This is a genomic window from Phytohabitans flavus (assembly GCF_011764545.1).
Classification (GTDB): Bacteria; Actinomycetota; Actinomycetes; order Mycobacteriales; family Micromonosporaceae; genus Phytohabitans; species Phytohabitans flavus.
On record NZ_AP022870.1, the window covers coordinates 2282190 to 2306223 of the forward strand.

At 69.8% G+C, this 24034-nt stretch carries 24 protein-coding genes; 14 read left to right on the top strand and 10 right to left on the bottom strand.

The features are described from left to right. Nucleotides 1–35 precede the first annotated feature (35 nt). Complete coding sequence (locus Pflav_RS09770) at nt 36–698, top strand: response regulator transcription factor (RefSeq protein ID WP_173035540.1); 663 nt, start codon at nt 36–38, stop codon at nt 696–698. Beyond that, a complete protein-coding gene (locus Pflav_RS09775) occupies nt 698–1768 on the top strand; it encodes a sensor histidine kinase (protein WP_173035542.1) in 1071 nt (356 codons plus the stop codon). Before Pflav_RS09770 ends, Pflav_RS09775 begins: the two co-directional genes overlap by 1 nt. A 19-nt stretch (nt 1769–1787) precedes the next feature. Here the strand turns inward: Pflav_RS09775 and Pflav_RS09780 are convergent, their stop codons facing one another. Next, the gene (locus Pflav_RS09780; RefSeq protein WP_232071188.1) at nt 1788–2300 is read right to left on the bottom strand and encodes a hypothetical protein; all 513 of its coding nucleotides are present in this window, start codon (nt 2298–2300) and stop codon (nt 1788–1790) included. 450 nt (nt 2301–2750) lie between these two features. Here Pflav_RS09780 and Pflav_RS09785 point away from each other — a divergent pair, with 450 nt between their 5' ends. From Pflav_RS09785 to Pflav_RS47275, 3 genes are all read left to right on the top strand, one after another. After that, entirely contained in the window at nt 2751–3035 is a 285-nt protein-coding gene (locus Pflav_RS09785; RefSeq protein WP_173035546.1) for a hypothetical protein, read from the top strand. Nucleotides 3036–3121: 86 nt separating this feature from the next. Next, nucleotides 3122–4066: an aminoglycoside phosphotransferase family protein gene (locus tag Pflav_RS09790; protein WP_173035548.1), complete on the top strand. Its 945-nt coding sequence runs from the start codon at nt 3122–3124 to the stop codon at nt 4064–4066. 204 nt (nt 4067–4270) lie between these two features. Further along, entirely contained in the window at nt 4271–4402 is a 132-nt protein-coding gene (locus Pflav_RS47275) for a hypothetical protein (RefSeq protein WP_269474484.1), read from the top strand. A gap of 29 nt (nt 4403–4431) precedes the next feature. Here Pflav_RS47275 and Pflav_RS09800 read toward each other — a convergent pair whose 3' ends face one another. Further along, complete coding sequence (locus tag Pflav_RS09800; RefSeq protein WP_232071190.1) at nt 4432–5691, bottom strand: HNH endonuclease signature motif containing protein; 1260 nt, start codon at nt 5689–5691, stop codon at nt 4432–4434. 747 nt (nt 5692–6438) lie between these two features. Next, a complete protein-coding gene (locus Pflav_RS09805) occupies nt 6439–7470 on the bottom strand; it encodes a LacI family DNA-binding transcriptional regulator (protein ID WP_232071192.1) in 1032 nt (343 codons plus the stop codon). Nucleotides 7471–7686: 216 nt separating this feature from the next. On the opposite strand from Pflav_RS09805, the gene Pflav_RS09810 reads away from it, so the two are divergent. The 6 genes from Pflav_RS09810 (at nt 7687) to Pflav_RS09835 (ending at nt 14885) form a co-directional block, all read left to right on the top strand. Then, on the top strand, nt 7687–8955 hold the full coding sequence (locus Pflav_RS09810; RefSeq protein WP_173035550.1) for an ABC transporter substrate-binding protein: 1269 nt from the start codon (nt 7687–7689) through the stop codon (nt 8953–8955). A gap of 76 nt (nt 8956–9031) precedes the next feature. Beyond that, nucleotides 9032–9916, top strand: a complete 885-nt coding sequence (locus tag Pflav_RS09815; protein WP_173035552.1) for a carbohydrate ABC transporter permease — start codon at nt 9032–9034, stop codon at nt 9914–9916. Then, the gene (locus tag Pflav_RS09820) at nt 9913–10737 is read left to right on the top strand and encodes a carbohydrate ABC transporter permease (protein WP_232071194.1); all 825 of its coding nucleotides are present in this window, start codon (nt 9913–9915) and stop codon (nt 10735–10737) included. Before Pflav_RS09815 ends, Pflav_RS09820 begins: the two co-directional genes overlap by 4 nt. Then, complete coding sequence (locus tag Pflav_RS09825; RefSeq protein WP_173035554.1) at nt 10734–13364, top strand: LamG domain-containing protein; 2631 nt, start codon at nt 10734–10736, stop codon at nt 13362–13364. The genes Pflav_RS09820 and Pflav_RS09825 overlap by 4 nt, the downstream gene beginning before the upstream one ends. Before the next feature lie 15 nt (nt 13365–13379). Further along, entirely contained in the window at nt 13380–14027 is a 648-nt protein-coding gene (locus tag Pflav_RS09830) for a FadR/GntR family transcriptional regulator (protein WP_173035556.1), read from the top strand. A gap of 90 nt (nt 14028–14117) precedes the next feature. Beyond that, nucleotides 14118–14885, top strand: a complete 768-nt coding sequence (locus Pflav_RS09835; protein ID WP_232072652.1) for an alpha/beta fold hydrolase — start codon at nt 14118–14120, stop codon at nt 14883–14885. 8 nt (nt 14886–14893) lie between these two features. Here Pflav_RS09835 and Pflav_RS09840 read toward each other — a convergent pair whose 3' ends face one another. From Pflav_RS09840 to Pflav_RS09850, 3 genes are read right to left on the bottom strand one after another with little or no spacing between them, the layout of a single operon-like run. Further along, nucleotides 14894–15124, bottom strand: coding sequence for a hypothetical protein (locus Pflav_RS09840; RefSeq protein ID WP_173035558.1), 231 nt, complete (start codon nt 15122–15124; stop codon nt 14894–14896). After that, nucleotides 15121–16152, bottom strand: a complete 1032-nt coding sequence (locus tag Pflav_RS09845; protein WP_173035560.1) for a hypothetical protein — start codon at nt 16150–16152, stop codon at nt 15121–15123. Before Pflav_RS09845 ends, Pflav_RS09840 begins: the two co-directional genes overlap by 4 nt. Next, nucleotides 16149–16673 carry a SigE family RNA polymerase sigma factor gene (locus Pflav_RS09850; RefSeq protein WP_173035562.1) on the bottom strand — a complete coding sequence of 175 codons (525 nt, stop codon included), beginning with the start codon at nt 16671–16673 and terminating at the stop codon, nt 16149–16151. The genes Pflav_RS09845 and Pflav_RS09850 overlap by 4 nt, the downstream gene beginning before the upstream one ends. Nucleotides 16674–17002: 329 nt before the next feature. On the opposite strand from Pflav_RS09850, the gene Pflav_RS47280 reads away from it, so the two are divergent. After that, nucleotides 17003–18601 carry a M28 family peptidase gene (locus tag Pflav_RS47280; protein WP_173035564.1) on the top strand — a complete coding sequence of 533 codons (1599 nt, stop codon included), beginning with the start codon at nt 17003–17005 and terminating at the stop codon, nt 18599–18601. A gap of 67 nt (nt 18602–18668) precedes the next feature. Here the strand turns inward: Pflav_RS47280 and Pflav_RS09860 are convergent, their stop codons facing one another. After that, on the bottom strand, nt 18669–19253 hold the full coding sequence (locus Pflav_RS09860) for an SMI1/KNR4 family protein (protein WP_173035566.1): 585 nt from the start codon (nt 19251–19253) through the stop codon (nt 18669–18671). Nucleotides 19254–19826: 573 nt separating this feature from the next. Further along, nucleotides 19827–20634 (bottom strand): IS5 family transposase gene (locus Pflav_RS09865; RefSeq protein WP_232071196.1). Its coding sequence is split into 2 segments (ribosomal slippage): nt 19827–20300 and nt 20302–20634, totalling 807 coding nucleotides; the frame shifts between segments, so codons are not numbered across the junction. A gap of 218 nt (nt 20635–20852) precedes the next feature. On the opposite strand from Pflav_RS09865, the gene Pflav_RS09870 reads away from it, so the two are divergent. Continuing rightward, nucleotides 20853–21116, top strand: a complete 264-nt coding sequence (locus Pflav_RS09870; RefSeq protein ID WP_173035569.1) for a hypothetical protein — start codon at nt 20853–20855, stop codon at nt 21114–21116. Nucleotide 21117: 1 nt separating this feature from the next. On the opposite strand, the gene Pflav_RS09875 is transcribed toward Pflav_RS09870, so the two are convergent. Further along, nucleotides 21118–21486: an MmcQ/YjbR family DNA-binding protein gene (locus tag Pflav_RS09875; RefSeq protein ID WP_173035571.1), complete on the bottom strand. Its 369-nt coding sequence runs from the start codon at nt 21484–21486 to the stop codon at nt 21118–21120. 71 nt (nt 21487–21557) lie between these two features. Between Pflav_RS09875 and Pflav_RS09880 the strand changes: the two genes are divergently transcribed. Then, complete coding sequence (locus Pflav_RS09880; RefSeq protein WP_173035573.1) at nt 21558–23351, top strand: P-loop NTPase fold protein; 1794 nt, start codon at nt 21558–21560, stop codon at nt 23349–23351. On the opposite strand, the gene Pflav_RS09885 is transcribed toward Pflav_RS09880, so the two are convergent. Further along, entirely contained in the window at nt 23328–24002 is a 675-nt protein-coding gene (locus tag Pflav_RS09885; protein WP_232071197.1) for an RraA family protein, read from the bottom strand. The two genes, Pflav_RS09880 and Pflav_RS09885, sit on opposite strands and share 24 nt — an antisense overlap. Nucleotides 24003–24034: the final 32 nt, after the last annotated feature.

Genomic DNA, 24034 nt, shown 5'->3' on the forward strand with positions numbered 1-24034 from the left:
CTCCGTTGACACTTTCCGCCTGGCATCGTGGGCACATGCGCGTACTCGTGGTGGAAGACTTCGAGATCCTGGCCCGGACCATCGGTACCGGGCTGCGCCGCGAGGGCATGGCCGTCGACGTGGTGCTCGACGGCGACGACGCGCTCGAGCACCTGGCCGTCACCCGGTACGACGTGGTGGTGCTCGACCGCGACATCCCCGGTACCCACGGTGACGAGGTCTGCCGGCGGATCGTGGCCGCCCACTCGGCCAGCCGGGTGCTGATGCTCACCGCCGCCAGCACGGTCAAGCACCGGGTCGACGGGCTCGGCCTCGGCGCCGACGACTACCTGCCCAAGCCGTTCGACTTCGCCGAGCTCGTGGCCCGGATCCGGGCCCTCGGGCGGCGGCCGACCACCGCGCTGCCGCCGGTCCTGGAGAGCGGCGACCTGACCCTGGACTCGAACACGCGGGTCGCCTCGCGCGGCGGGCGGCGGCTCGACCTGAGCCCGAAGGAGTTCGGGGTGCTGGAGTGCCTGATGGCCGCCGCCGGGCGGGTGGTCTCCGCGGAGGAGCTGCTCGAACGCGTGTGGGACGAGGCAGCCGACCCGTTCACGACCGCGGTGAAGACCACCGTGCGCCGCCTGCGGGCCAAGCTCGGCGACCCGCCGGTCGTACACACCGTGCGCGAGGCCGGATACCGGATCGGTGCCGCCTGATGCCCCGCCTGTCGCTGCGCACGCAGCTCACGCTCCTGTACGCCGTGCCGTTCCTCGCCGCCGGCGCCCTGCTGCTCAGCATCCCGTTCGCGCAGGTCAGCGAGTCCCGGCCGGCCGGCACCGCACCGCCGGGCGGGGAGGTCGTGCGCGAGCGACTGGACCTCACGCTGTTCGCGGCCCTGCTCGCCGCGCTGCTGCTGCTCGCGGTCGTGCTCGGCTGGCTGGTCGCCGGCCGGTTCCTGCGGCCGCTGCGCACGATCGTCGCGACCGCCCGGGACATCTCCGCCACCAACCTGCACCGGCGGCTCGGCGACACCGGGCGCGGCGAGCTCGCCGAGCTGTCCCGGACGCTGGACGACCTGTTCGCGCGGCTGGAGGCGACGTTCGAGTCGCAGCGGCGGTTCGTCGCCAACGCCGCGCACGAGCTGCGTACTCCGCTCACCGCCGAGCGGACGCTGCTACAGGTCGCGCTCGCCGACCCGGAGGCCACCACCGGTGCGCTCCGCGCCGCCTGCCAGGAGGTGGTCGCGCTCGGCGCCGCGCAGGAACGGCTGATCGACGCGCTGCTGACCCTCGCCAGCGGCGAGCAGGGAGTGGAACGGCGGGAGCGGTTCGACCTGGCGGCGGTGGCCCGGGACGCGGTGGCAGCCCGCCGCGACGAGGCCGACCGGCGCGGCGTCCGGGTGGAGACCGCGCTCGCCCCGGCGCCGGCGGCCGGCGACCCGAGCCTGGTGGCGAGCCTCGTCGCCAACCTCGTCGACAACGCCGTCCGCCACAACACACCCGGCGGCCGTATCGAGGTGACCACGGCCACGACCGGCGCCGGCGGCCTCGTGCGGGTCTGGAACACGGGTCCGGTGGTGCCCGCCGGCGAGGTTGAGCGCCTGCTCCAGCCGTTCCAACGGGCCGGCCGCGACCGCGTCGCCGACAGTCACGGCCTCGGGCTGGCGATCGTCCGGGCCATCGCCCGCGCCCACGGCGCCGCGCTCAACGTCACCGCACGCCCGGAAGGCGGCCTCGACATCGAGGTCGCCTTCGGCTGTGGGACCGGCGGGCCGAACTCCCGTTAGCCCGCCGGTCCTTCGCGGGTCAGACCCCGCTTGTGTTGGTCGCCCAGATGGGCACCTGAAGGGAGCCGAGCACGGGGACTTGCCTAGCGCAGTAGATCACGAGGTTTGAGTCGCTCTGTATGGAGATGAAGGGACGAGTTTCCCCGGAGCACCCGTTGTAGGTGTTGCTGGCCCACACCGCCCGTGCGTAGCCGGGTGTGTAGAGGACGAGGTTTCCGTCGCGCTGGAAGAGCAGTTGGCTGGCGCCCGACCACTGTGTGTTGGATGCCCAGTAGACGATCGAGTGGTTGCCGCGGCGGTACATAACGAGGTTGCCGTCGTTCTGCATGACGAGGTCGACGTTGCCGAAGGTCCACCAATTGCCGCGGTCGAGCCACTGGTAGGGACCACTAAGCGGCGTGTGGACACCGTTCCTGTAGATGTCGGGGAAATAGGCGCCCAGAGTGATCGGCACACCCTCAGGGCCGTTGGCCGCCAGCGCTGGTTGCTGGGCGCCGAACAGCAGCGCGACCATGGCGACCATCGTCGCCACCGTCGTCGCCGTGACACGCCGCCACCGGCCTCCGCGTGATCTGACCGTCGTTACCTTCACGGATCACTGCTCCCTTTCCGCTGCGCGGCGACGCCGTCGCTGTCGCGCAATCCATCAACTGGGCCTTTCCCGGGTGCATTGACAAGGCATTTCGCCGAGCATCCACGTCCGCTTCGGCTTTGGCTGATCGCCCTGCCCATTCAAGAATCGACGTCGCACAATCGGGACGCAACGGCGGCGGCCGTTCGGGACCGTTCGGGATCGTTCGCCTGCCGCCGTGAAACAGCGAACCAGGCACGATGGCTGGCAGATCCGCCCGAACCTGACCAGTCACCGGATCTGTCCAGGGTTCGGTGCTGCCCTCGGGGTCTGCGACCATGAACCATGGCCTCTGGGTGGCGAAACGGTTGGGATCCTCTAGCGGCGATCGCGGCTGCGATCGCGCTGATCATGATCGGCGTCTACATCGGAGTGATACGTCAGCAGGGCAGCCAGGTGGTGGCCTGGTTCGTCGCCGGCATGGCGGCGGCCGCACTTCTTTCGATCTACGGTGCGGTCCGCGCGGCGCCTTGGCGCGGGTTGGCGTTGGCGGCGTCGGGCCTGCTGATGGCGGCCTTGGGCTTTCTCGGCATCCTGTCGATCGGGTTTCCGATCCTCTGCGCGGGGGTGTTGGCTCTGGTCGCTGCTGCCCTGTCGGCGGGCAACGGGCGCCGTAGCACGCTCGCCCGCGAGTAGGTTGACCTGATTACCATGATCGCTGGCGTGGTTGGCCAAGAGACCCACATCGCGTTCAGCGTCTATGGTCAGATGAGGATGGCTCAGTGAGTGATGTTCCGGATCTCGGTCCTGTGCCGCAGCGTCTGGCAGTCGACGCGGATCAGGTGCGTCGGCTCGTCGCCGACCAGTTCCCTCAGTTCGCCGACCTCCCGGTTGAGCCGGTAGCCGACGGTGGCTGGGACAACTGGACCTTCCACCTCGGCCCCGAAATGCTGGTCCGTCTGCCCAGCGCAGCCGAGTACGCCTTGGCGGTCGACAAGGAACATCGGTGGCTCCCGGCCCTCGCCGCTCGGCTGCCGCTGCCCATCCCTACCCCGCTCGCGAAAGGCAAGGCCGGCGCGGGCTACCCCTATCCGTGGTCGATCTACCCTTGGCTCGACGGCGAACCCGCGGCCGTGGACCGTATCGCGGACCCGATGCGATTCGCGCTCGAACTGGCCGAGTTCCTAGCGGCTCTGCAGCGGGTCGACACCGCTGACGGTCCGCAGCCGGGAATCCACAACTGGTTCCGGGGTGGCACCTTGCGCACCTACGACGAGCAAGTCGAGCGCGCGCTCACGAAGTTGGACGGCCACGTCGATGCCGAGCTGGCACGCGAGATCTGGGCGAGCGCGCTCGACGCCCGCTGGGACGGTGTGGACCGCTGGTTCCACGGTGACGTAGCCGAGGGAAACCTTCTGCTCAAGGACGGGCAGCTGGCCGCCGTCATCGACTTCGGGACATGCGGCGTCGGCGACCCAGCCTGCGATCTGGCGATCGCCTGGACGTTGGTGACCGCCGACGGACGGCAGGCATTCCGAAAGCGGTTATCAGTGGATGAGGCGACGTGGGCGCGCGGACGTGGCTGGGCCCTCTGGAAGACCCTCGCCACCTACTCCAACACATTCGACGATCCCGAGGACGCGGACGGATCCGCGAGCGCGCAGCGCATCCTCGGTGACATCTTCAGCGAATACACGGCCGGCGCCGTCACCAAACCCAACCCATGACAGCCACGACACCTCGCACGCCTCAGCTCCCGGGTGTAGTGGGGCGTGGGCGTCCAGCGGGCCGTTCGACCGTGAGGACTACAAGGCCCGCCACGCGGTGGAGTGCGGCATCAACCGGCTCAAGCGTCACCGAGCCGTCGGGACGCGGTACGACAAGCTCGCGGTCCGGTTCGAGGCCGTCGTGCACATCGCAGCGATCAACGAATGGCTCTGACAGGCCGGCGTGGCATGCTCGGGCCGTTGCTGGCGTCCAACCCAGCAGACATCGCTCAGGACCTCACCCGGTGGCTGGCCCACCGTGACTACCCCAACCGACCAGCCAACACCCAGCACTGAACACTAAAACAGGCCCTAGACCGTGGCCGTCACGTGCGGTGGTAGTAGTAGAGGTTTCGACGGGGTTGTTGTCGCTGGTCAACGTAGGCGGGTGGGATGAACTCCGGCCTGCTGTCCTCGACACAAAGCCGGACGGTCCAGTGTCCACGGTGGATGATGCGGTGGTGGTAGCCGCACAACAGCACGCTGTTGTCCAAGCTGGTAGGTCCGCCGTCGGCCCACGAGCGGATGTGGTGCCCGTCGCACCAGCGCGGCGGCCGGTCACAGCCTGGGAAGGCGCATCCCCGGTCGCGTAGCTCCAGTGCCCGCCGTAGCGGCCCGGTGATGAGCCGCCGCGTGCGGCCCAGGTCCAGGACCTGCCCGTCGCCGCCGAGCACCGCCGGACTGATCTGTGCGTCGCAGGCGAGCTGGCGGACCTGGGTGGGGCTGAGCCGCCCACCTGTGTCCAGCACGCCGACGCTGAACTGCTGCTCGAGCAGTTCGAACGGAACGGTGACCATCACGTGCGGCCGTTGTCCGCCGTTGTCCGGCAGTTGCTCGGTGCGGGTGGCCAGGTCGCACACCTCGACCAACGCGTCCGCGCGGCGCTGTCCGGGGGTGCGTGGTTCGTCGTTGTCGTGGCGGGGCGCGCACAGCGGGTCGAGGGCGGCGTTGACGGTCGCCGCGCCGGCCTCGTCCAGCCATCCGGTGACCCGGACGCGTCCGTCGCCGAGACGGGTGAGCTGGAACGCCCGAGTCTGCCACGCCCGGGCCTCCTGCCGCTGCAAGGCAGCAGCGTCGCGGGCATCGGCGATCTCGGGCGCCACATAGGCCAGGATCCGCTCACCAGCCTTACGCAAGATCGCGGGCTCGAACTGCTCCGCCTGGACGATCAGCACCGCCTCCGCCTCATCAACCAGTTCAGGGCCGAGGTCGGCGGGTAGCTCCCTGAGCGTGGTGGCGATGACCGTGGCCTGCTCGGCGTTGACGACACCCGCGACCAGGGCGGTGTCGAGAGCGGGCCGCTCGTCAACCGCCTTCGCGAGGTCGGCCAGCCGTTTCGCGGCGTGGATGCTGATGCGGTGACGCTCCCGCAACCACACAGCCGTGCTGGAGGCGTGCTGCGCGATCGGCAGGCCACGTCCGTCGATTTCGCGGATCAAATGCAACTGGGCTGCGGTAAGTGTTTGCAACGCTTGGTGGATGCTGTCCAGGGAATCGACAAGCTCGTCATCACTCAATGTCCAGACCGACGCGGTAGCGCATTTACTGGCTACCTCGCGCAGCTGCTCTAACGCCTCCCTGGACACTCGCTAATTGTCTCGCATCAACTCCAAGACCACCAGTTATATTCGTCGATCTAGGGATATTTGAATTGCAATCTTGCGAGGAGTGAGAAGCGGCCAAGAAACCTGATACCGGAGAATCTCGTGGCCACGCTGGCGGCGATTGGGCGGGCCTATCTGGGGCCAGCGGCGGATCAGCCGCACGTTTCCGATCAGGACCGAGGCCGCCGACCGGCGCAAGGGCGGCTCCAAGCGTGGACGGTCACCGGCGTTCGCCGAACGGGCGCGCCCGCCAGACCACGCCCTTAAGTGCGGCTCGAACAAACACCGTGGCTTGGCGACCTGGTACGACGGGTTCGAGGTGCGCTGCGCACCCAGCGCGAGCGGCGACAAACGGCCGGACGCCGCCTCCCATAGGTAAGCAGAGCCCCAAGACCCCAACCCCGCTGGCATGCCCGCGGTCGAAGTCCGAAGAAGCTCAGGCGCTCGGGCGGGGTTGGGCTGGGTTGTGGGGCGCGGAGGGTGAGGCCGCGGGAGCAGCGGTCTGGACCACCGCGGACGTCGCGGTAGCTCAAATCTCCATTGTGGAATGAGCCTGACCCTGGGGCCTGTTTCAAAATCCTTGCCGGGCTGCGCCGGGTCCAGACGACGACCGGCGGCGTCGGGCGTAAGGCCGCATACAACACCGGTATGCGATCTTGCGCCCGGCTTGCCGGATCGCCGCCTGGATCCCGGCTCGCCTCGACAAATCTTTTGAAACAGGCCCTAGATCTAGGCCGGCGGTAGCTCGCCGGAGCCGCGGGGGACGAGGGTTACCGGGAGGGTGACCGTGCGGACCGGATGGGTGGGATCGGCGCCGCGGGCCAGGAGTAGTTCGATCGCCGTGCGGCCGATCGCGGCGTCGTCCTGGGCGATGACGGTTAGCGCGGGGCGGAGGATGTCGGCTAGCAGGAAGTCGTCGAAGCCGACGATGGCCAGGCGGCCGGCCTCCGCACCCAAATGGCGCAGCACCTCGATGCTCGTCGCGGCGTTGCCGGCGATCAGCGCGGTGGCCGGCTCCGGTCCGCCCAGCGCGGTCTGGAGAGCGGCGACCACCCGGTCCGGCTCGACCGCGCCGGGGTGCACCATGCCGTCGAGCGGGCCGCCGTGCGCGGCCACGCAGGCGCGGAAGGCGGCGGCTCGCTCGCGTCCGGTGAATATGCGCTCGTGGTCGCCGATGTACGCGATCCGGCGGTGGCCGTGCAGCACAAGGTGCCGGAACGCCGTGCCGATGCCGGCCGCGTTGTCGGACAGTACCGTGTCGGCCTCCAGCCCGCTGAGCGGCCGGTCAACCGCGACCACCGGGAGGCCGGACTCGACCTCGGCGGACAGGTACTGGTGGTTGCTGCTTATCGGCTCGATGATGATGCCGTCGACCCGGCGCCGGCACATCGACGTGACCACCTCCCGCTCGCGCGCCTCCTCGTCCTCTGTGGACATGGCCAGCACGGTGAGTCCGGCCTCGCGGGCGTTGTGGTCGATCGCCCCGAGCACCGGGTGGGCGTCGGTCAGGTTGCGCACCGCCGCGCCGATCGTGCCGGTGACGCCGCGGCGCAGCTGGCGGGCGCGCTCGTCCGGTACGTAGTCGAGTGCGCTGATCGCCGCCTGGACCCGGCTGACCAGGTGGGAGCCGACCGTCGGGTCCTCGTTGACTACCCGGGACACGGTGCGCAGCGCGACGCCGGCCTCCCGCGCCACGTCCAGCATCGTCGGCCGCTTACGCCGCCCGCGTACCCCGGTGCCGTCAGCCGCACGCTCGGTCATCGCCCGATCGTCCCCTTTCCAAGCCTGCGGCGGTACACCGGGCCCACCGATACCCGTCTCTGGCAACGCCCTTGACACGCCGTCGAAACGTGGCCATCCTCTCTAGACAACGTTATCTTACGCAACCATACCTGCATAACTGGGCTGCGGATACTCCGCAGCCGGGCATCAGTGCATCGTTATCACAGCTCGCAGATCCGTCCGTAGGAGGACACCGTGTTACGCAAGACCTTCCTGGCGGCTTGCCTCGCGGGCCTGCTCGCCGTCACAGCCTGTTCCGACGGCGGTGGCGACAGCGGCGGCGGCAGCACGCTGACATACCTGACGTTCGAGACGCCGCACCTCACCTCGACGTTCTGGGACAACTCGATCAAAGCGGCCCAGGCCGAGGCGCCCGGCGTACAGATCAACCGGATCACCGCGCCGAGCACCGACCGCGACGCGTACGCCAAGCAGCTCCAGTCGTCCGGCCAGTTCCCCGATCTGCTCCAGTCGATCACGCCGTCCAACTTCGTCGGCGCGGGCTTGCTCAAGCCGTACGACAAGGCGTGGGTGGACGCCAACTTCCTGCTGCCACAGGGCAACGCGCTCAAGGGCGAGGTCTACATCCCGCCGACCAACTCGCAGGTCGTCCCCGAGGTCTTCTACAACAAGGAGCTGTTCACCAAGGCCGGCATCGGCGCGCCGCCGAAGAACTGGGCTGAGTTCCTCGACGTCTGCGCCAAGCTCAAGGCGGCCGGCATCACACCGTTCACATTGGGCGGTGGCGACCCGTTCGCGGCGAGCATGCCGCTGGTCGGCATCTTCAGCGCGGACGTCCTCGGCAAGAACCCCAACTGGCTCAAGGACCGCTACGCCGACAAGGTGAAGTTCTCGGACGCGAACGTGGTCACGGCCGTCGAGAAGTACCGCACGCTGGTCAGCAACGGGTACTTCGACAAGGGCGCGCTGGGCGTGAAGTACGCGGACTCGATCACCCAGTTCACCGGTGGCAAGGCCGCGATGTACCCGATGGGCAGCTGGTTCCTCGGCTCGGTGCCGAAGGAGAACGCGGACAACTTCGGCGCCTTCCCCTGGCCCACCGACGACGGCTCGGTCGTGATCCCGTTCGTGGTCGGCGGCTCGATGGCGATCAGCGCGAAGACCAAGGACCCCGACGGCGCCACGAAGTTCGCCCAGGCGTGGTCGCTCAACCCGGCCAACCTCAAGGCGCTCATCGAGGGCGACGGCGCGTTCCCGATGCTGAAGGGCAAGACGCTCGCGGACTACAACGTGACGGTCACCAAGGTCTTCGAGGACTCGTACGCGTACGTCACCGAGGACAACACCAAGGTGAACGCGATCGGCTGGGCGACAAACGACGACGCCCTCCCGCCCGGCCTCAACGACCAGTTCTACGCGGCCAGCCAGGCCCTCTTCACCAGCGCCGACGTGAAGGGCGAGATGGAAAAGCTCGACCAGGCCTGGAAGACCGCCACCAACTGACCCCTCAATCAGGGCTGATCACTCAATCAGGGTCGGGTCCGTCCGCTCGGGCCCGACCCCCTCACAAGGACGTGACATGTTCAGTCGCAAGAGCCGGGCGGACGGCGGCCTGGCCCTCCTGGCCGCGCTGGCGCTCGGTCTGTACCTCATATTCCTGGTGCTGCCCCTGCTGCTGAGCCTGCGCAGCAGCTTCACGAACGAGAACCCCCTGCGTGCCACCAACGAGTTCATCGGCCTGCGCAACTACCGCGAGATGGCCAGCGACGTACAGCTGCGCGACAGCCTCGTCTTCACCCTCACCCTCGCGGTCGGCGTCACCCTCGCCGCGAACGCGCTCGGCGTCGCGTTCGCGATCCTGCTGAACCGCACGCACCTCAGCTACCGGGTGATGCGCACGCTCGCGTTCCTGCCGCAGGTGCTCTCCGGCGTGATCGTCGGCTTCGTATGGCAGACGATCCTTACCCAGGACGGGCTGCTCAACAACGTGCTGACGAGCGTGGGGCTGCTCGACGAACCGTACCCCTGGCTGGGCAGCCCGCGCGCGGCCCTCGTCTCCATCGGCGTCGTGCTGACCTGGGTGCTCAGCGGCTTCACCACCGTCGTGTATCTGGCCGCGCTCCAGAGCGTGCCGATCGAGCTGAACGACATGGCCACAATGGACGGTGTCCGGGGCACCCAGCGCTTCCGGAAGGTCACCTGGCCGATGATCGCACCGGGTACGACGATCAGCGTCACGATCTCGCTCATCACGGTCCTCAAGCTGTACGACATCATCGCCGTCCTCACCGGCGGCGGCCCGGCCAACTCCACCCAGTCGACCGCGCTCTACATCGTGCGGCTCGCGTTCACCAGCGACCGCCTCGGCTACGCCTCCGCCGTCGCGATGCTCCTGCTCGCCCTCTCCGCGGTCGTCGCGCTCGCGGTGACCGGGGCGCTGCGCCGCCGCGAGGTGACCCTGTGAGGAGTCGAGGGCGCACCCGCCTGATCGTCGCGATCGTGGTCACGCTTGTCTTCATCGCGCCGATCTACCTGATGCTGGTCAACGCGTTCAAGACCGGCGACCAGATCCGCGCCAACCCGGTGGCGCCGCCGCTGCCGCCCACCCTCGAAAACCTGACCACCGCGCTCACCCGGCCGGACAACCTGATCCCGCTGGGCCTGCGCAACTCGCTCATCGTCGTGGTCTGCTCTGTGGCGCTGCTGATCCCGCTCGGCTCGGCGTTCAGCTTCTACATCTCCCGCCGCCGAGGCCGGGTCCGCGCCGTCATCCTGGCCGCGCTCGCCGCCGGCCTGATGATCCCGCCGCAGGTGATCCTGCTGCCGACCATCCAGATCCTGACCTGGCTGGGCCTGGACCACAGCTATCCGGGCCTCATCCTCAGCAACCTGGGCGGCGGGTACCTGTCGTTCGCCGTCTTCGTCTACGTCGGCTTCATGCGCTCGGTGCCGGACGAGATCGTGCAGGCGGCCCGGATGGACGGCGCCGGTGGGCTGCGCATCTGGTGGCAGATCGTGATGCCGCTGGTGCGGCCGGCCACGGCCACGGTCGCCATCTTCCTGTCGCTGTGGATCTGGAACGACTTCCTGAACCCGCTCTTCATCCTCGGCCCGCTCCAGGGCCAGACCATCACCACCGGTCTCTACCTCACGATTGGACAGTACTCAGTGGACTATGGCCAGCTCTTCGGCATCATGTTCCTGGCGGGCGTACTGCCGGTGATCGGGTACCTGACCGTGCAGAAGCAGTTCATCGCCGGGCTGACCGCGGGGTCGACCAAGTGAGCGGCGTACCCGACCTGGACGACGTGGCCGGCGAGTGGATGGACGCCGGCGACCTCGCCCACCTGCCGTCGCTGCGCAACCAGCGCGGGCAGGCGCACGTCAACCACGACCTCGCCTCGCTGTCGTGGCTGGCCGCACCGCCGTACTCGTTCGGGTACCACACCGGACTGTTGCGGGTGGACGGTGCGGTGGTCGGCGCGGAACGGCTGCGGTGGAAGCCGTGGGGCGTACGGCGGGAGGGGAAGGCGGCCGGTGTCACCGTCGCGACGGACACCCGGCTGGCGCTCGGCGACGACCTGATCCTGTGGCGGGTCGCGGTCACCAACGAGCGGGCCGAGGCGGCGACGGTGACGGTCAGCCAGGACCTCTTCGCGCCGGTCGCGCACAGCGAGACCGGGTGGGGCTGGCTCTACAGCGTGCCCTGGAACGGCGGCGACTACCACGACTACCACTCCCTGGAGCGGGTCCGCGCCACCACCCGCCCCGGCCACGAGGACGACCCGTACCTGCTCTGGGAAGGCGCCCGCCGGGTCCGCCTCGGCCGGCCCCGCCCGCCAGGCATCCAGCGCGACGAGGACGCGGTGGCGATGCTGCTGGAGAGCGCGCTGCCCCGGCACGTCAGCCAGGACGTCGTGTACCCGCACGGCGAGGCCGCCCACGGCACCGTGCGGGCGCTGCGCGTCGGACCGCTGCGCCACGACGGCGAGGTGGAGCTCGACCGGGACACGCGCGTCGACCTGGACGCGGTGGAAGTACAGGACGGCACCGAGCTGGGCTTCGACTTCCGCCCCGCCACGCTCGGCCACGCCGGCGTCATCCTCACCCACGGCAACCACCCCGACTCGCTCCAGTGTGGACTCGACGGCGACCGGCTGTGGGTGGCGATCTGCGGCGAGCGGGAGTACGCGGCCCGCCCGGTCACCGCCGGTACCTGGCACCGGATCGAGATCAGCGTGGACCAGCACCAGGCCGTGCTCCGGCTGGACGGGCGGGAGGCGGCGCGCACCCGGCACTGGACCGCGTCGCCCCGCTGGGTGTCCAAGGTGGAAGGCGACGTCGTCGGCATCGTCGACCGGGGGTCGGCGGCGCGGGCGTTCTACGCGTTCGACGGGGTGCCGTCGACGGTGGAGCGGCGGGGCTTCGGCGGGCGGGCGACCTGGACCCTCGAGCTCGCGCCGGGGGAGACCCGCACGTTCGGGGTGGCCTGCGCGTACGGCACCGATCCGGCGGCGGTCGCGGCGGCGGCACGGCGGGCGGCGGCCGGTTTCGCCGAGGCACACGAGGCGGTCGAGCGGGGGTGGCGGCAGCTGTGGTCGAACATGTTCAAGCCCGACAACGACGACTTCAGCGGCCACCTGCCCACGCTGCACACCGGTGACCGCGAGCTGGCCCGGGCGTACTACATGGGCGCGCTGCTCGTGCTGTACATGCGCAACCTCACCGCGAGCCGTGCCGAGCCCACGTTCCTCACCGGCGGGCCGCGGCTCGGCCCCACCACGACGTTCTACTGGGACCACACCGAGTGGAGCCGGATGTACGCGCTGCTGGAGCCGGCCGGCCTGCGCGCCTGGCTGCTGCGCGGGCTGGCCCAGCCGTACGACGAGGCGTTCGGCTTCGACGTGCGGGGTGGCGGGCCGCTGGGCAACAACTACGCATCCAACCACTACTCGCTCTTCCGCCTCGTCGAGCACTACGTCGGCGTGACCGGCGACCTCGCGTTCCTGGACGAGCTGGCCGGGTCTGTGACGGTCGGCGCGCACCTGGAGCGGCTGGCGTACGGGTGGCGGGACCGGCAGACCCGGGGGACCGGCGGGGTGCTGGCCGACTTCGGCGGTGACCCGTGGGTGCTGCTGGAGTGCGTACCCAACTACACGAACGCGGTCGCCTCGTTCAACGCCGCGTACGCCGGCATGCTCCGCTCCTACGCGGCGCTCCTGCGGCATCTCGGCGACGCCACGAAAGCGGAACGCGTCATGTCCGACGCGGCGGCGCTCGCCGCGGCGGTGGGCGGCCTGTACGCGGGCGGCGGGCGGTGGAAGGTACGCCACCCCGACCGCAGCGAGACGATCGGGCACGTCCTGGACTTCGGGCTCGTCGCGGCCGCCCTCCACGCCGACCTGGACGAGCGGGTCCGCGGCGAGATGGTGTCCTTCGTGACTGAGCGGCTGCTCAGCGGCGACTGGATGCGGGCGCTCGCCGCCGACGACCCGATCGCCCCGCACTCCGACCGGCCGGACCACGGTGCGGCGGGCGCGTTCGGGGCGTGGCCGGGCGTGACCGCGTACGGTCTGGCCAAGCTCGGGCGGCGGGACCTGGCGCTCGGCGTGCTCCGGGCCACCCCACGGGCCGCCTCGGGCGCGCTGTGGGGACAGGCGATGGAGCTGGTCGACGGCGGGCGGCGGGCGCGGGTCGCGGAGCGGGGCACCGCCAACCGGGACTCCATCGCCGGGGCCGCGACGGCGGAAGCCGTGCTGGCCGGGCTCTTCGGGGTGGAGCCTGGCTTCGAGTCGCTCTCCGAGGATCGGGCCGCCACTGTGGACGTACCAGATATCGGAAGCCTGACCGGCCTCAACCTGGCGCGGTCCGGTGTGCTTGGTGCGGCGCCGCAGGCGACGCTCCCGCGGTGACCGGCGGGAGGCCGGATGCCGCTGACGGACGACGCGATCGACCGGATCAAGGCGATGATCCTGTCGGGGCGCCTGCGCCCGGGCGAACGCCTCCCGAACGCGGCCGAACTCGCCACCACGCTCGGCCTGTCCCGCAACACGTTGCGTGAGGCGCTCCGCGCGCTCGCGCTCATCCGGGTGCTGGAGGTACGGCACGGCGACGGCATCTACGTCGGCAGCCTCCAGCCCCGGCAGCTCTTCGACACGCTCGCGTTCGTGGCCGACTTCTACCGGGACGGGACCGCGCCGCAGATCCTGGAGCTGCGGCGGGTGCTGGAGCCGACCGCGGTGGCGCTGGCCGCCGGGCGGATGAGCGAGGCGGACGCCGCGAAGCTGCGTGCCCTCGCCGACGCGCTCGCCGAAGAGTCCACACTGGACGAGCTTGTCGCGCACGAGCAGGAGTTTCACGGTCTGCTCGCGGCGGCGGCCGGCAACGACGTGCTCCGCGCGCTCGTCGACGGCCTTTCCGGGCCGACCACGCGGGCCCGGCTCTGGCGCGGGCCGGCGGAGCTGCCGCAGGCGGTCGCCGCCGCCCGGCACGACCACCGCTCGATCGCCGACGCGATCGCCGCCCGCCGTCCCGAGCTCGCCCAGGCCTGGGCGACCGTCCATCTGGCCGCGTAGCGGCGGGTAGGATTCCGAGGTGGATACCTTCGTAGCTCCGGACGGCACCATGCTCGCATACCACCGATCCGGGGTCGGGGATCCACTGATCTGCCTGCCCGGCGGCCCGATGCAGGCCTCGGTCTACCTCGACGACCTCGGCGGGCTGCCGGCACTGCTCCGCCTCGACCTGCGCGGTACCGGCGACTCGGCCGCCCCGCGGACACCGCGACGTACCGGTGCGACCGGCAGGTCGACGACGTCGAGGCGCTCCGCGTCCACCTCGGGCTGGAGTCGATCGACCTGTTGGGACACTCCGCCGGCGGTACGCTCGCCACCCTCTACGCCGCTCGCCACCCCGACCGGGTGCGCCGCCTCGTCCTGCTCAACCCCAGCCCCCGCGTGGTCGGTCTGGACATCGCCGACGCCGACCGCCGCGAGGTGGCCGAGTCCCGCCGCGGTGAGGACTGGTTTCCGGAGGCGTTCACCGCGTTCGAGCGGATCTGGGCCGGACAGGCCACGGCCGCCGAGTGGGGCGCGATCGCGCCGTTCAGCTACGGGCGGTGGGACGCCGTCAGTCAGGCCGCCAACGCGCGCGAGGCGAGCCTGACCAACGGTGACGCGGCTGCTGTCTACTACTCCGCCGGTGCCATCGACCCGGCCGCGGTCCGCGCGGCGCTCGCCGGCCTGGGCGCGTCGGTGCTGCTTGTCGCCGGCGAGTACGACGTGGGCCTGCCGCCCAAGCGAGCCGCCGACTTCGCCGGCATGTTCGCCCGGGCGGAGCTGGCCGTGGCACCGGGCGCCGGTCACTTCCCGTGGCTGGACGATCCACAGTGGCTGGTCGCGACCCTGTCGGGCTTCCTGCGCCAGGACGCCTGAGCCGCCGGTCAGCAGCGCCAGACGACGACCGGGCGGTTGGCGGCCGGGTCCGGCGAGGATGTGGAGCTTCCCATGCCCACCGCCGTCCGGCCGTCCTCACTCACCCACCGTGCGTCGAGCATGGTGAGCTCCGAGCCCGCGGGGGAGTCGAGCAGGCGTTCGCGGCCATCGGGCGCGACGGCGAGGGTCGGCCCGTCGTCCCTGCGCACGGACAGCCATCCCGAGTCGGTGGTGGTCACGACCCCGCCGGTGACGGCCGGACCCACCTCGGCGCTGTCGCCGTCGAGGGGCCACTCCACCGGCGCCGCCTCGACCACCGGCGGCCTCGACAGGTCTTGGTTGGTCGTCCGCTCGAGGTAGCCGACGATGCGACCGTCCCGGACGGCGGCGGAAGTGCCGCGCTCCCAGCCTTGCGGCACCGCGAGCGCCCGCGCCTCGCCCCCGGCGACCAGGCGTACGGGTCGTACAAAAAGCTGCCAAAGTCGTCGCCGACGTAACCCAGCACGGTGCCGTCGTCGCCGATGCCGGTCACCGTCACCCAGCCCGGCGCGCGCAGGATCCGGGGTTGGTCGGGCGCGTCCGCCGGCCACACCACCCCGACCGACGGCGTGGTGCTGCTCCGGCTCTCGCCGTCCCGGGCGCCGGCGGTCGCCACGACGTCACCGCGTTCGTTGACAAACATCCCGTTGTACAGGTCATAGCCGGGCGCCGCCGGCAGCCGCCGGAACTCGCCGTCCCGGTAGGTCCACGGCCCACTCCCACCGATGTCACCGACGTCGCCGCCCACGACCAGGCCGGCACCGTTCACGTCGGTGGCGTAGGTCAACTCGTTCTTGTCCTGAGGCGGCAGGTTGAACACGCGTGGGCTGCCGTCCACCCAGAGCACGCCGCGGATGATGTACCGGTCCTGGCTCTGGACGTGGGCGATGCCGACCAGGTACCGGCCGGACGGGTCCGCGCCGGTGAACGTGAGGCCCGCGTGGTCGATGTCCGGGGCCGCGAGCGCGGTGACGGTCGGCGGGCCGGTGCACTCCCGTGTGGCGGATTTGTCGTCTGGGGTTTGGCCGCCCCCGATACCCACGGCCACCGCCCCGGAAGCAGTGCCGACGGCCAGCACCACGGCCGCCGCGGTCGTGACCCGCAGGCGCCGGTCTAGCCGGCGTGCGGTCCGTACGGCGAGGTCCACGTCCACACTGGACGGCGGCAGGTCGACCTCGGCCATCAGCGCGCGCATGGCACCGGCGCCGCGCTCGTCTTCCACTGTCATCGCTTCCTCCCGTGTGTACTGTCCGATGAGGACACTCGCTCGACGTCGTACAGGTGGCGCAGCGCCGCGAGGCCGCGCGCGGTGTGGCTTTTCACGTTGCTGGGCGAGCACCGCATCACGGCTGCCACGTCGTCGACCGAGAGGTCGCAGGCGAAGCGGAGCACGAGTACGGTGCGCTGGGCGCGGGGCAACTGCTCCAGAGCGGCGCGCAGCTCCTCGCGTATTTCCACGTCCCCGGTCGCCGGGGCGGTCGTGTCCGGCGGCTCGGGCAGCAGCCGCACCCGCGACCAGCCGAGGCGGCGCTCGTCGAGGTGCTTGCGGACCAGGATCCGCTGCACGTACGCGTCGAGGTTGTCGGCGCCCCGCGCGCGGCGCCACTTCCGGTACAGCGTCGTGATGGTGGCCTGCACGACGTCGTCGGCCCGGTGCACGTCGCCACACATCAGGTACGCGGCGCGGCGCAGGACCGGCAGGCGTGCGGCAACGTAGTCGACATATTCGCGCTCGTCCTCGACGCGCATCTCCACCTCCACCGAAGGACAGCTTCCGACTATGCGACGCCTCCGGGCCTTCGGCGGGTCGCACCCGGGATCAACCGTACAAAGCGGACGCGCGCTTGTTTCCTGCCATATTGGGCGCGCGAATACAACCTCCGGTCCGAGGTGCCGGGGTCACCCGCCCGGTCACGCTTCTGGTGGCGGGCGGCCCATCGGTTCCGTCATCCCTTCCACACGGTCAGTGCTGTATCTAGATTGCTGGATACGGAGCTACCGCTCCGTGCTCGCGAAGGGAGAAACACACCGTGGTGTCTCGCTCGTTCAGACGCCTGTGTGGTGCGGCCGCGGCAGCCGTGCTGCTCGGCGCATTCACAATCGCCACGCCCGCACAAGCGCATTCGAGCAACAACCCCGTCAAGAAGCTCACGAAGGAAGTCACGCTTCCCGGCGTGCTCCGGCACCTTGTCGCGTTCCAGGGGATCGCCGCGCTCAACGGTGGTAACCGCGCGTCGGGCCTGCCCGGCTACGACCGCAGCGCCGACTACGTCGCGGCCCTCGCCAAGAAGGCCGGCTACAAGGTGACGCGACAGCCGTTCTCGTTCACGTACTGTGAGGACACCGGCTCGTCGTTCCGCCAGCTCTCGCCGACACCCACGACATACGTCGACCAGACCGACTACGACGTGCTGGACTGCTCCGGCGACGGCACGGCCACCGGCCAGGCCGTACCCGTCGACGTCAACCTCACGCCGCCGCGGGCCAGCTCCTCCGGGTGCGAGGCCAGCGACTTCGGCCCCGACGTCGTCGGGAAGATCGCCATCATGCAGCGCGGTGCCCCGCCCGGCGTCACCTGCACCTTCGGCGTGAAGGTGCAGAACGCGCAGGCCGCGGGCGCGATCGGCGCGATCATCTTCAACCAGGGCAACGGCACGCCCGAGGCCAACCCCGACCGGTACGGGCTGTTCGCCGGCACGCTGGGCGGGCCGGTCAGCATCCCGGCCGTCTCGGTCTCGTACGACCTCGGCGCGGCGCTCGTCGCGGCGGCCCAGGCCGGCACGCTCAACCTGGAGATCTCCGTCGACGCCATCTCCGAGACCCGGAACACGTCCAACGTGATCGCCGAGTCCCGGTGGGGCGACCCGAACGAGGTCGTGATGGTCGGCTCCCACCTCGACTCGGAGCCGGACACCGCCGGTATCAACGACAACGGCACAGGCAGCGCCGGCATCCTCGAGGTGGCGCTGCAGATGGCCAAGTTCAAGACGAAGAACAAGGTGCGGTTCGCCTGGTGGGGCGCCGAGGAGTCGAACCTCGTCGGCTCCACGTTCTACGTCGCCAACCTGCCACAGGCGGAGCGGGACAAGATCGCGCTCTACCTCAACTTCGACATGATCGGGTCGCCCAACTACACGTTCGGTGTGTACGACGGTGACGACTCGGCCGCTGAGGGCTCGCCGGCCGGGCCGCCCGGCTCGGCGCAGATCGAAGACGTCTTCGAGGCGTTCTTCGCCTCCCGCGGCGAGGCCACGGACGCGTCCGACTTCACCGGCCGCTCCGACTACGGTCCGTTCATCGCGGCCGGCGTCGGCATCCCGGCGGGTGGCCTCTTCACCGGCGCCGAGGTGCAGAAGACGGCGGCGGACGTCGCGCTGTGGGGCGGTGTCGCGGGTGCGCAGTACGACCCGTGCTACCACGCGCCGTGCGACAGCCTCACGCCCGAACGCGACGGTGCCGACGCCGCGCTCTACCGGCAGCTGCGCCGTGAGTACCGGCTCTTCGGCAACGTGAACACGTTCGCGCTGGAGACCAACGCGGACGCCGTCGCGACGGCGGTGGCCACGTTCGCGTACGACACCTCGACGATCCCGCCGCGGACCCCACCGGCCGCGGCGGCCGCCCGCACGGCGGCGGTCGGGGCCGCCCAGGACTCGGAGGGCGCCTGGCTCGGCTGAGCCAACAGTCAGTGAAAGGGGCCGAGCCGTAACGCTCGGCCCCTTTCGCCGTCGTGGCTGCGCCGACTCAGGCGAAGTCCCAGGAGAGCCGTCCCTCGGAGACCACCGGCGTGCGGTGCCGCACCGGCTCGCCGGTCCGAAAAGCGTGGCTGACCTGGGTGAGCAGGTCGGCGAGGCTCGCGTAGAGCGGTGGCTGGAGCGCGCCGGCCTCGTGGTCGTAGTCCATCAGGCAGGCGTGCCGCGCGCCGGGCCGGCAGTCGACGAAGATGTTGTTGCCCGCGCCGTCGCCGCCGATCGGCAGGAAGTCGGGCCGGAACGCATAGGCCGGCCCGCCCGCCTCCGGGCTGTCCTCCGGCTGGACCTGGTCGAGGTAGACCTCCAGCCCGACGTCGCGCCAGATCCGCCAGTCGTTGAGCATCTCGCTTACACCGTGCATGTAGTAGCCCGGCAGGAGACTGCTCGCCTCGGTGTCGGTCCCGTCGTGCAGCTGCCACCACTCGGCCAGCTCGGCCGGCATCGAAAAGCCGATCTCCTCCTCGGCCTCCCGCAGCCGCGCCGGCCCGGCGGGCAGCCGCAGGTCGTCGAGCGTGCCCGGCGCGTTGGCGGAGAGCCAGTCGGTGACCTCGGTCCACAGTGGTCGCAGAACACTCACCGCCGCAGCCTACAGCTCTATCCATCGGCCGCCACAGATCTATTTCACGACAAAGATATGGGCTACCGCGATGTCCGCGGTGGTCCGGACCGCTGCTCCCGCAGCCTCACCCTCCGCGTCACACAACCAAACCCCGCCCGCGGCTTCCTCATTGCAGCGGACGGCGGGCATCGGGTGTTTCCGGTAGAGAAGCCGGGCCGAGGGGCGCTGCGCGACGGTCTTCGCCCGGCGGCGCCTTACCGCGACCAGCGGATGGCATCCGGGTCGGACCGCTGACGGACCAGCGCGAGAGGTTGGCGCGCCAGCCGCATTGCTCTGCTTCCCTAACGAAAACTCTGGATCTAGTCGACTTTCTGCCGTCAGGACGACAGGAAGTCGACTAGATCTCGCGAGCTCGGCCACAGCGACACCTCGGGTTGGGCGCTTTAGCTGGTTTGCCCGCATGCCAGTCGGAGCGCGTCAGCGATCGTGGTATTTAGCTGTCGCTGTAACCACAGCTAAATACCACGATCTGCCGGATAGCGTCCAGGTGCAGGCGCCGCTCGAGCCTTCAGGATCGACTTAGGGCGTGTCCTACTTGGTGGCCTTGAGTAGGCGGCGGTAGGTCAGGAGGGCGCAGGCGAGGTCGGCGAAGGCTTGGAAATGTTGGGCTTTGCGGTCGTAGCGGCGGACGAGTCGGCGGTTGCGTAGCAGCCAGTTCAGGCAGGCCTCGACGATCCAGCGATGCCGGCCGAGACGTTGGGAGGACTCGATGCCCTTGCGGGCGATCCGGACCTTGATCCCGCGATCACGGATCGCGGCCCGCAGCGCGGGCACGTCGTATGCCTTGTCCGCGTGCAGCTTGCCAGGACGGCGGCGGGGCCGGCCGCGCGGTACGCGGATCGGTGCGATCGAGTCCAGCAGCGGGATCAGCAAGCGGCTGTCGTGGGTGTTCGCGGCGCAGATCAGGCAGGTCAGCGGTACACCACGGCGGTCACACAGAACATGGATCTTGCTGCCGGGTTTGCCGCGGTCGACCGGGTTTGGCCCCGTGAGATCCCCCTTTCTCAGCCCGCACCGCGATCGAATCGACCATCGCCCGAGACCAGTCGATCTCGCTGACCACACCCAACCGGTGCAGAAACTGCTGATGCAGCCGTTCCCACAACCCATCGGCGGTCCACTGAGTGAACCGGCGATGCGCAGTGGAGCGGGAGATCCCGAACATCTGCGTGGGCAGCTTCCACCACGAACAGCCCGCCTGAACCAGGTACACAATCGCCGCCAGCACCGCCCGGTCATCAGCCCGCCGCTTACCCCCACCCTGCCGGCGCACCGACTGGGCCGGGATCAACGGCTGCGCAACCTGCCAAAAGTCATCCGGCGCCCAAGTACGGATCATATCCTCCACCACGGAACAAAGATCCTGCCGCAGGCGGGACCACCATCCATCTAGGACACGCCCTTAAGCTGAGTGCCATTGGGTCCGGACCACCGCGGACATCGCGGTAGCTCAAACCTCGATTCTGGAATGGGTCCGCACGGAGATCGACCCGCGCCCTGCGGGGTCGGAGCGACGGGACCGGCGCGGACTTTCTCGATCGGCCATACGATCGACGGGTGGATCCGGACGCCGGCTCAGCTGACCTCGACGACATCCTCGTGGTCGTCGGTCACCCGTTCGGCGACGTCGAGGTGCCGCTCGCCGATTGGATCGCCAGCGGGCCGGGACCGCGGCCGTTCGTGCGCCCTGTTCGCGCCAGGTCCCGGTTAACTGGACAGCCCCTGCCGCTGTCGGTCATCCCGTTGCGCTACCGCAACGACGAGCGGGCCTGCCGCGCTATCCAGGACGGGCTGATCGAAAACCCATGGCCAGAGTCGTGACCTAGCCGTGCCCTGGTGGGTCGGTGAGGTCTGACGGTGCGCGCATGTGCCAGGCGTCGGTGACCAGCTCGGTAAGGCGGTCGAGGTCCACGCGGGCCAGCCAGAGCATGACCAGCGGCAGGCCGTCGTACGCGGGCGTGGTGAAGAACAGGTCCGGCTCGCCGAGCACGAGCGCCTGCTTCTCCGCCTCGTCGCCGACGAACAGCACGGCGATGTCCGTGCGGATGACTCGCGGCTGGCCCGGCGTCCGCTCCGGATAGGACCAGACGAAACCCTTGTCCCCGACTCGGAAGTCGAAGCCCGCACTGTCGACCTCGACAACGTGCGGAAGGGACAGCGCCAAGCGCCGTACGTCGTCGGCGTCAGCCATGGGGGTCGCATCCCTGCGATACGGCACTCATGGGCACAGGCTAGCCAGTCCCTGGCCATACACTGTCCGGCATGTCCGGGGTGGGCGACGATCGCTTTCTCTTGCTGAATGATCTTCCGGTCGAGGACGAGGACTCTGATCTGCTGGGCACCTCTCAGGTCGCCACTGATCTCGCAGACCTCATTCACGGCTCTCGGGGCAACACCCCCTTCGTCCTCGCCGTGGATGGCCGGTGGGGTGCGGGCAAGAGCACCCTGATGAGGCGACTCTCCGGTCTGTTGCGGGATCGCGAAAACGTCGAGATCGTGTGGTTCAACGCTTGGACTGCGAGCGGCGTTAGCGCATTGACTGGCATGCTCGAGCGGGTGCTGGAAAAGCTGGACCCCAGCCTCGTCCGGCGGTCGTTTCGGCGGCTCAACGGCGGCGGGCTCCTCGGCAACGCCCTGCGTGTCGGCGTGACGATGCTGGCCGGGGTCTTTCGTGTCGATCGGGCGATCGACCAGCTGTGGGAGCGGATGTCGATCGACGCGAAGGCGCGCGAGCAGGCACGCCAGCTCCTGCAAACCGCCTTGACGTCCTGGGTGGAGCAGAGCGTCGGGTCACAGCGTCGCACGATCGTCGTGTTCGTCGACGACCTGGACCGGTGTGGCGATACCACGGCCATCGAGATATGCGAGGCCATCAAGCTGTACCTCGACCTGCCCGGCATGGTGTTCGTTCTCGGGTGCGACCTCGGTATCCTGTCCCGAATCGCGGTGCCGGGCGCCCAGGAACCCACCCATGTCCGGCACTACCTCGAAAAGATCATCCAGGTCAGCTACCGGATACCGATCCCCACCGCCGGTGCGCTGCAGAAGATGATCGAGGGGTACGCGACCAGGTCCGGTACCGGCGATCTGCTCACGGACGCGATGAAGGCGCTCATCGCCCAGCAGTCCGCCGGCAATCCCCGCAAGATCAAGCGGCTGCTCAACAGCTTTGTGGCCGAGTACCAATTGGATGCCGAATGGCGGGAGTTCGGCGCCGATGGCCTCATGAAAGCAGTCGTGCTACAGCACTACTATCCCGACTTCTACCAGGGCATCCTCGACAGTGGCATCGACCACGTGGGCGGCCTGCTCGACTACCAGAGGGCCCGGGACTGGCTCCTTCGGGCTCGGCCGCCGGAAGAGGATCAAGGCGAGATCCTCGACCACCACGGCGTTCCCATTCCGAGGGACAGCGACGCGGACTCTCTCGATCAGTACCGCAGCTCGCTCGCGCAGCTCGACCAACGTGTGCCCCCGGCCTGGCGGTCGGTGGTCGAGAGCGCGGAGTTCCTCGCATTGCTACGAGAGTTCGGCGACCGGAACGAGCGGGAACGCCTCCAGCAGCGACTTCGTCGGCGGCCGTTGAGCACCACGCCGACCACGCTGGCGCCAGAGGGGGAGCCGTCCCGGTTGGACGGCTTGCGGCTGCTGTGGATCGACGACAGCCCGGCGGGCAACGAAAGCATGATCAACCGCCTGATGGCCCGTGGCACCCAGGTGCGAACCGCCACCGACGGAACGGACGCCATCCGCCTGCTCCCGTACTTCGGAGCCAACGCGGTCCTGTCCGATGTCTCCCGAGGTGGCAAGGAGGTTGGTTTCGACGACCTCGCGCGTCTCCGCGAGGCCGGATACACCGGCCCGGCCTACTTCTTCACCTCCCACGTGACCGACGAACTGCGCGCCAAAGCTGAGGCTGTCGGAGCGGACGGAATCACCGCGTCGGTTGGCGCAGCCATCGACTGGTTGACCGCGGTCCACGGCCGCATCTCCCCGCAGGGTGCCTTCGCTGGTTCCGGCGCCCGTCGCGGCTCAGACGGCGAATCGCAGTTTTGAGGGCTCGCCGCGGGACAGGCGGTCCAGGTGCTCGGCCAGGTTGAGGCAGTCGCCGAGGGTGGCGCCCGCCGACAGGCGTTCCGTGACGCGGGCTTCGGCGGCCATCACGTCGGAGGCGGCGGTGAGCGCGGCGGTCGCGGTGGCCGGGTCGAGGACCACGATGCCGTCGTGGTCGGCGATGACGATGTCGCCGGCGTCCACGCGTACGCCGCCGCAGCTGATCGTCTGGCCGACCTCGGCCGGGCGTACTGTCGTGCCGGCTTGCGGCGTGACGTGCCGGCTGTACACCGGCAGGTCGCACGAGGCGATGTACCGCCGGTCGCGGTAGCCGCCGTCCACGATGATGCCGGCCAGGCCCTTGGCGAGCGCGGCGCGGGCGAACAGCTCGCCGGCGAGGGCGGTCTCGTGGCCACCGCCGTCGACGACCACGACGTCGCCGGGCGCGGCCCGCTCGATGGCCTGGATGACGCCGAGGAAGTCGTGGCGGCAGCGCACCGTCACCGCGGGCCCACACAGCACCGGATTGGCCGAGCGGCACTGTAGGGCGGGCGTCATCACGCGGATGTCCGGGGTGACGTCGCACAGGGCGGTGGTGTCGACCCGTGCGGCGAGGAGCCGGATGTCCTCCAGGTCAACGGGTGTTGGCAGCACGTAGTGACCCTACCGGTACCGCGATGTTTTCC

Bases quoted from the DNA above. Each gene is read 5' to 3' on its own strand.
- Pflav_RS09770 (WP_173035540.1), top strand. From the start codon at position 36: ATGCGCGTACTCGTGGTGGAAGACTTCGAGATCCTGGCCCGGACCATC.
- Pflav_RS09775 (WP_173035542.1), top strand. From the start codon at position 698: ATGCCCCGCCTGTCGCTGCGCACGCAGCTCACGCTCCTGTACGCCGTG.
- Pflav_RS09785 (WP_173035546.1), top strand. From the start codon at position 2,751: ATGATCGGCGTCTACATCGGAGTGATACGTCAGCAGGGCAGCCAGGTG.
- Pflav_RS47275 (WP_269474484.1), top strand. From the start codon at position 4,271: ATGGCTCTGACAGGCCGGCGTGGCATGCTCGGGCCGTTGCTGGCGTCC.
- Pflav_RS09805 (WP_232071192.1), bottom strand. From the start codon at position 7,470: ATGACCGAGCGTGCGGCTGACGGCACCGGGGTACGCGGGCGGCGTAAG.
- Pflav_RS09815 (WP_173035552.1), top strand. From the start codon at position 9,032: ATGTTCAGTCGCAAGAGCCGGGCGGACGGCGGCCTGGCCCTCCTGGCC.
- Pflav_RS09830 (WP_173035556.1), top strand. From the start codon at position 13,380: ATGCCGCTGACGGACGACGCGATCGACCGGATCAAGGCGATGATCCTG.
- Pflav_RS09845 (WP_173035560.1), bottom strand. From the start codon at position 16,152: ATGACAGTGGAAGACGAGCGCGGCGCCGGTGCCATGCGCGCGCTGATG.
- Pflav_RS09850 (WP_173035562.1), bottom strand. From the start codon at position 16,673: ATGCGCGTCGAGGACGAGCGCGAATATGTCGACTACGTTGCCGCACGC.
- Pflav_RS09875 (WP_173035571.1), bottom strand. From the start codon at position 21,486: ATGGCTGACGCCGACGACGTACGGCGCTTGGCGCTGTCCCTTCCGCAC.
- Pflav_RS09880 (WP_173035573.1), top strand. From the start codon at position 21,558: ATGTCCGGGGTGGGCGACGATCGCTTTCTCTTGCTGAATGATCTTCCG.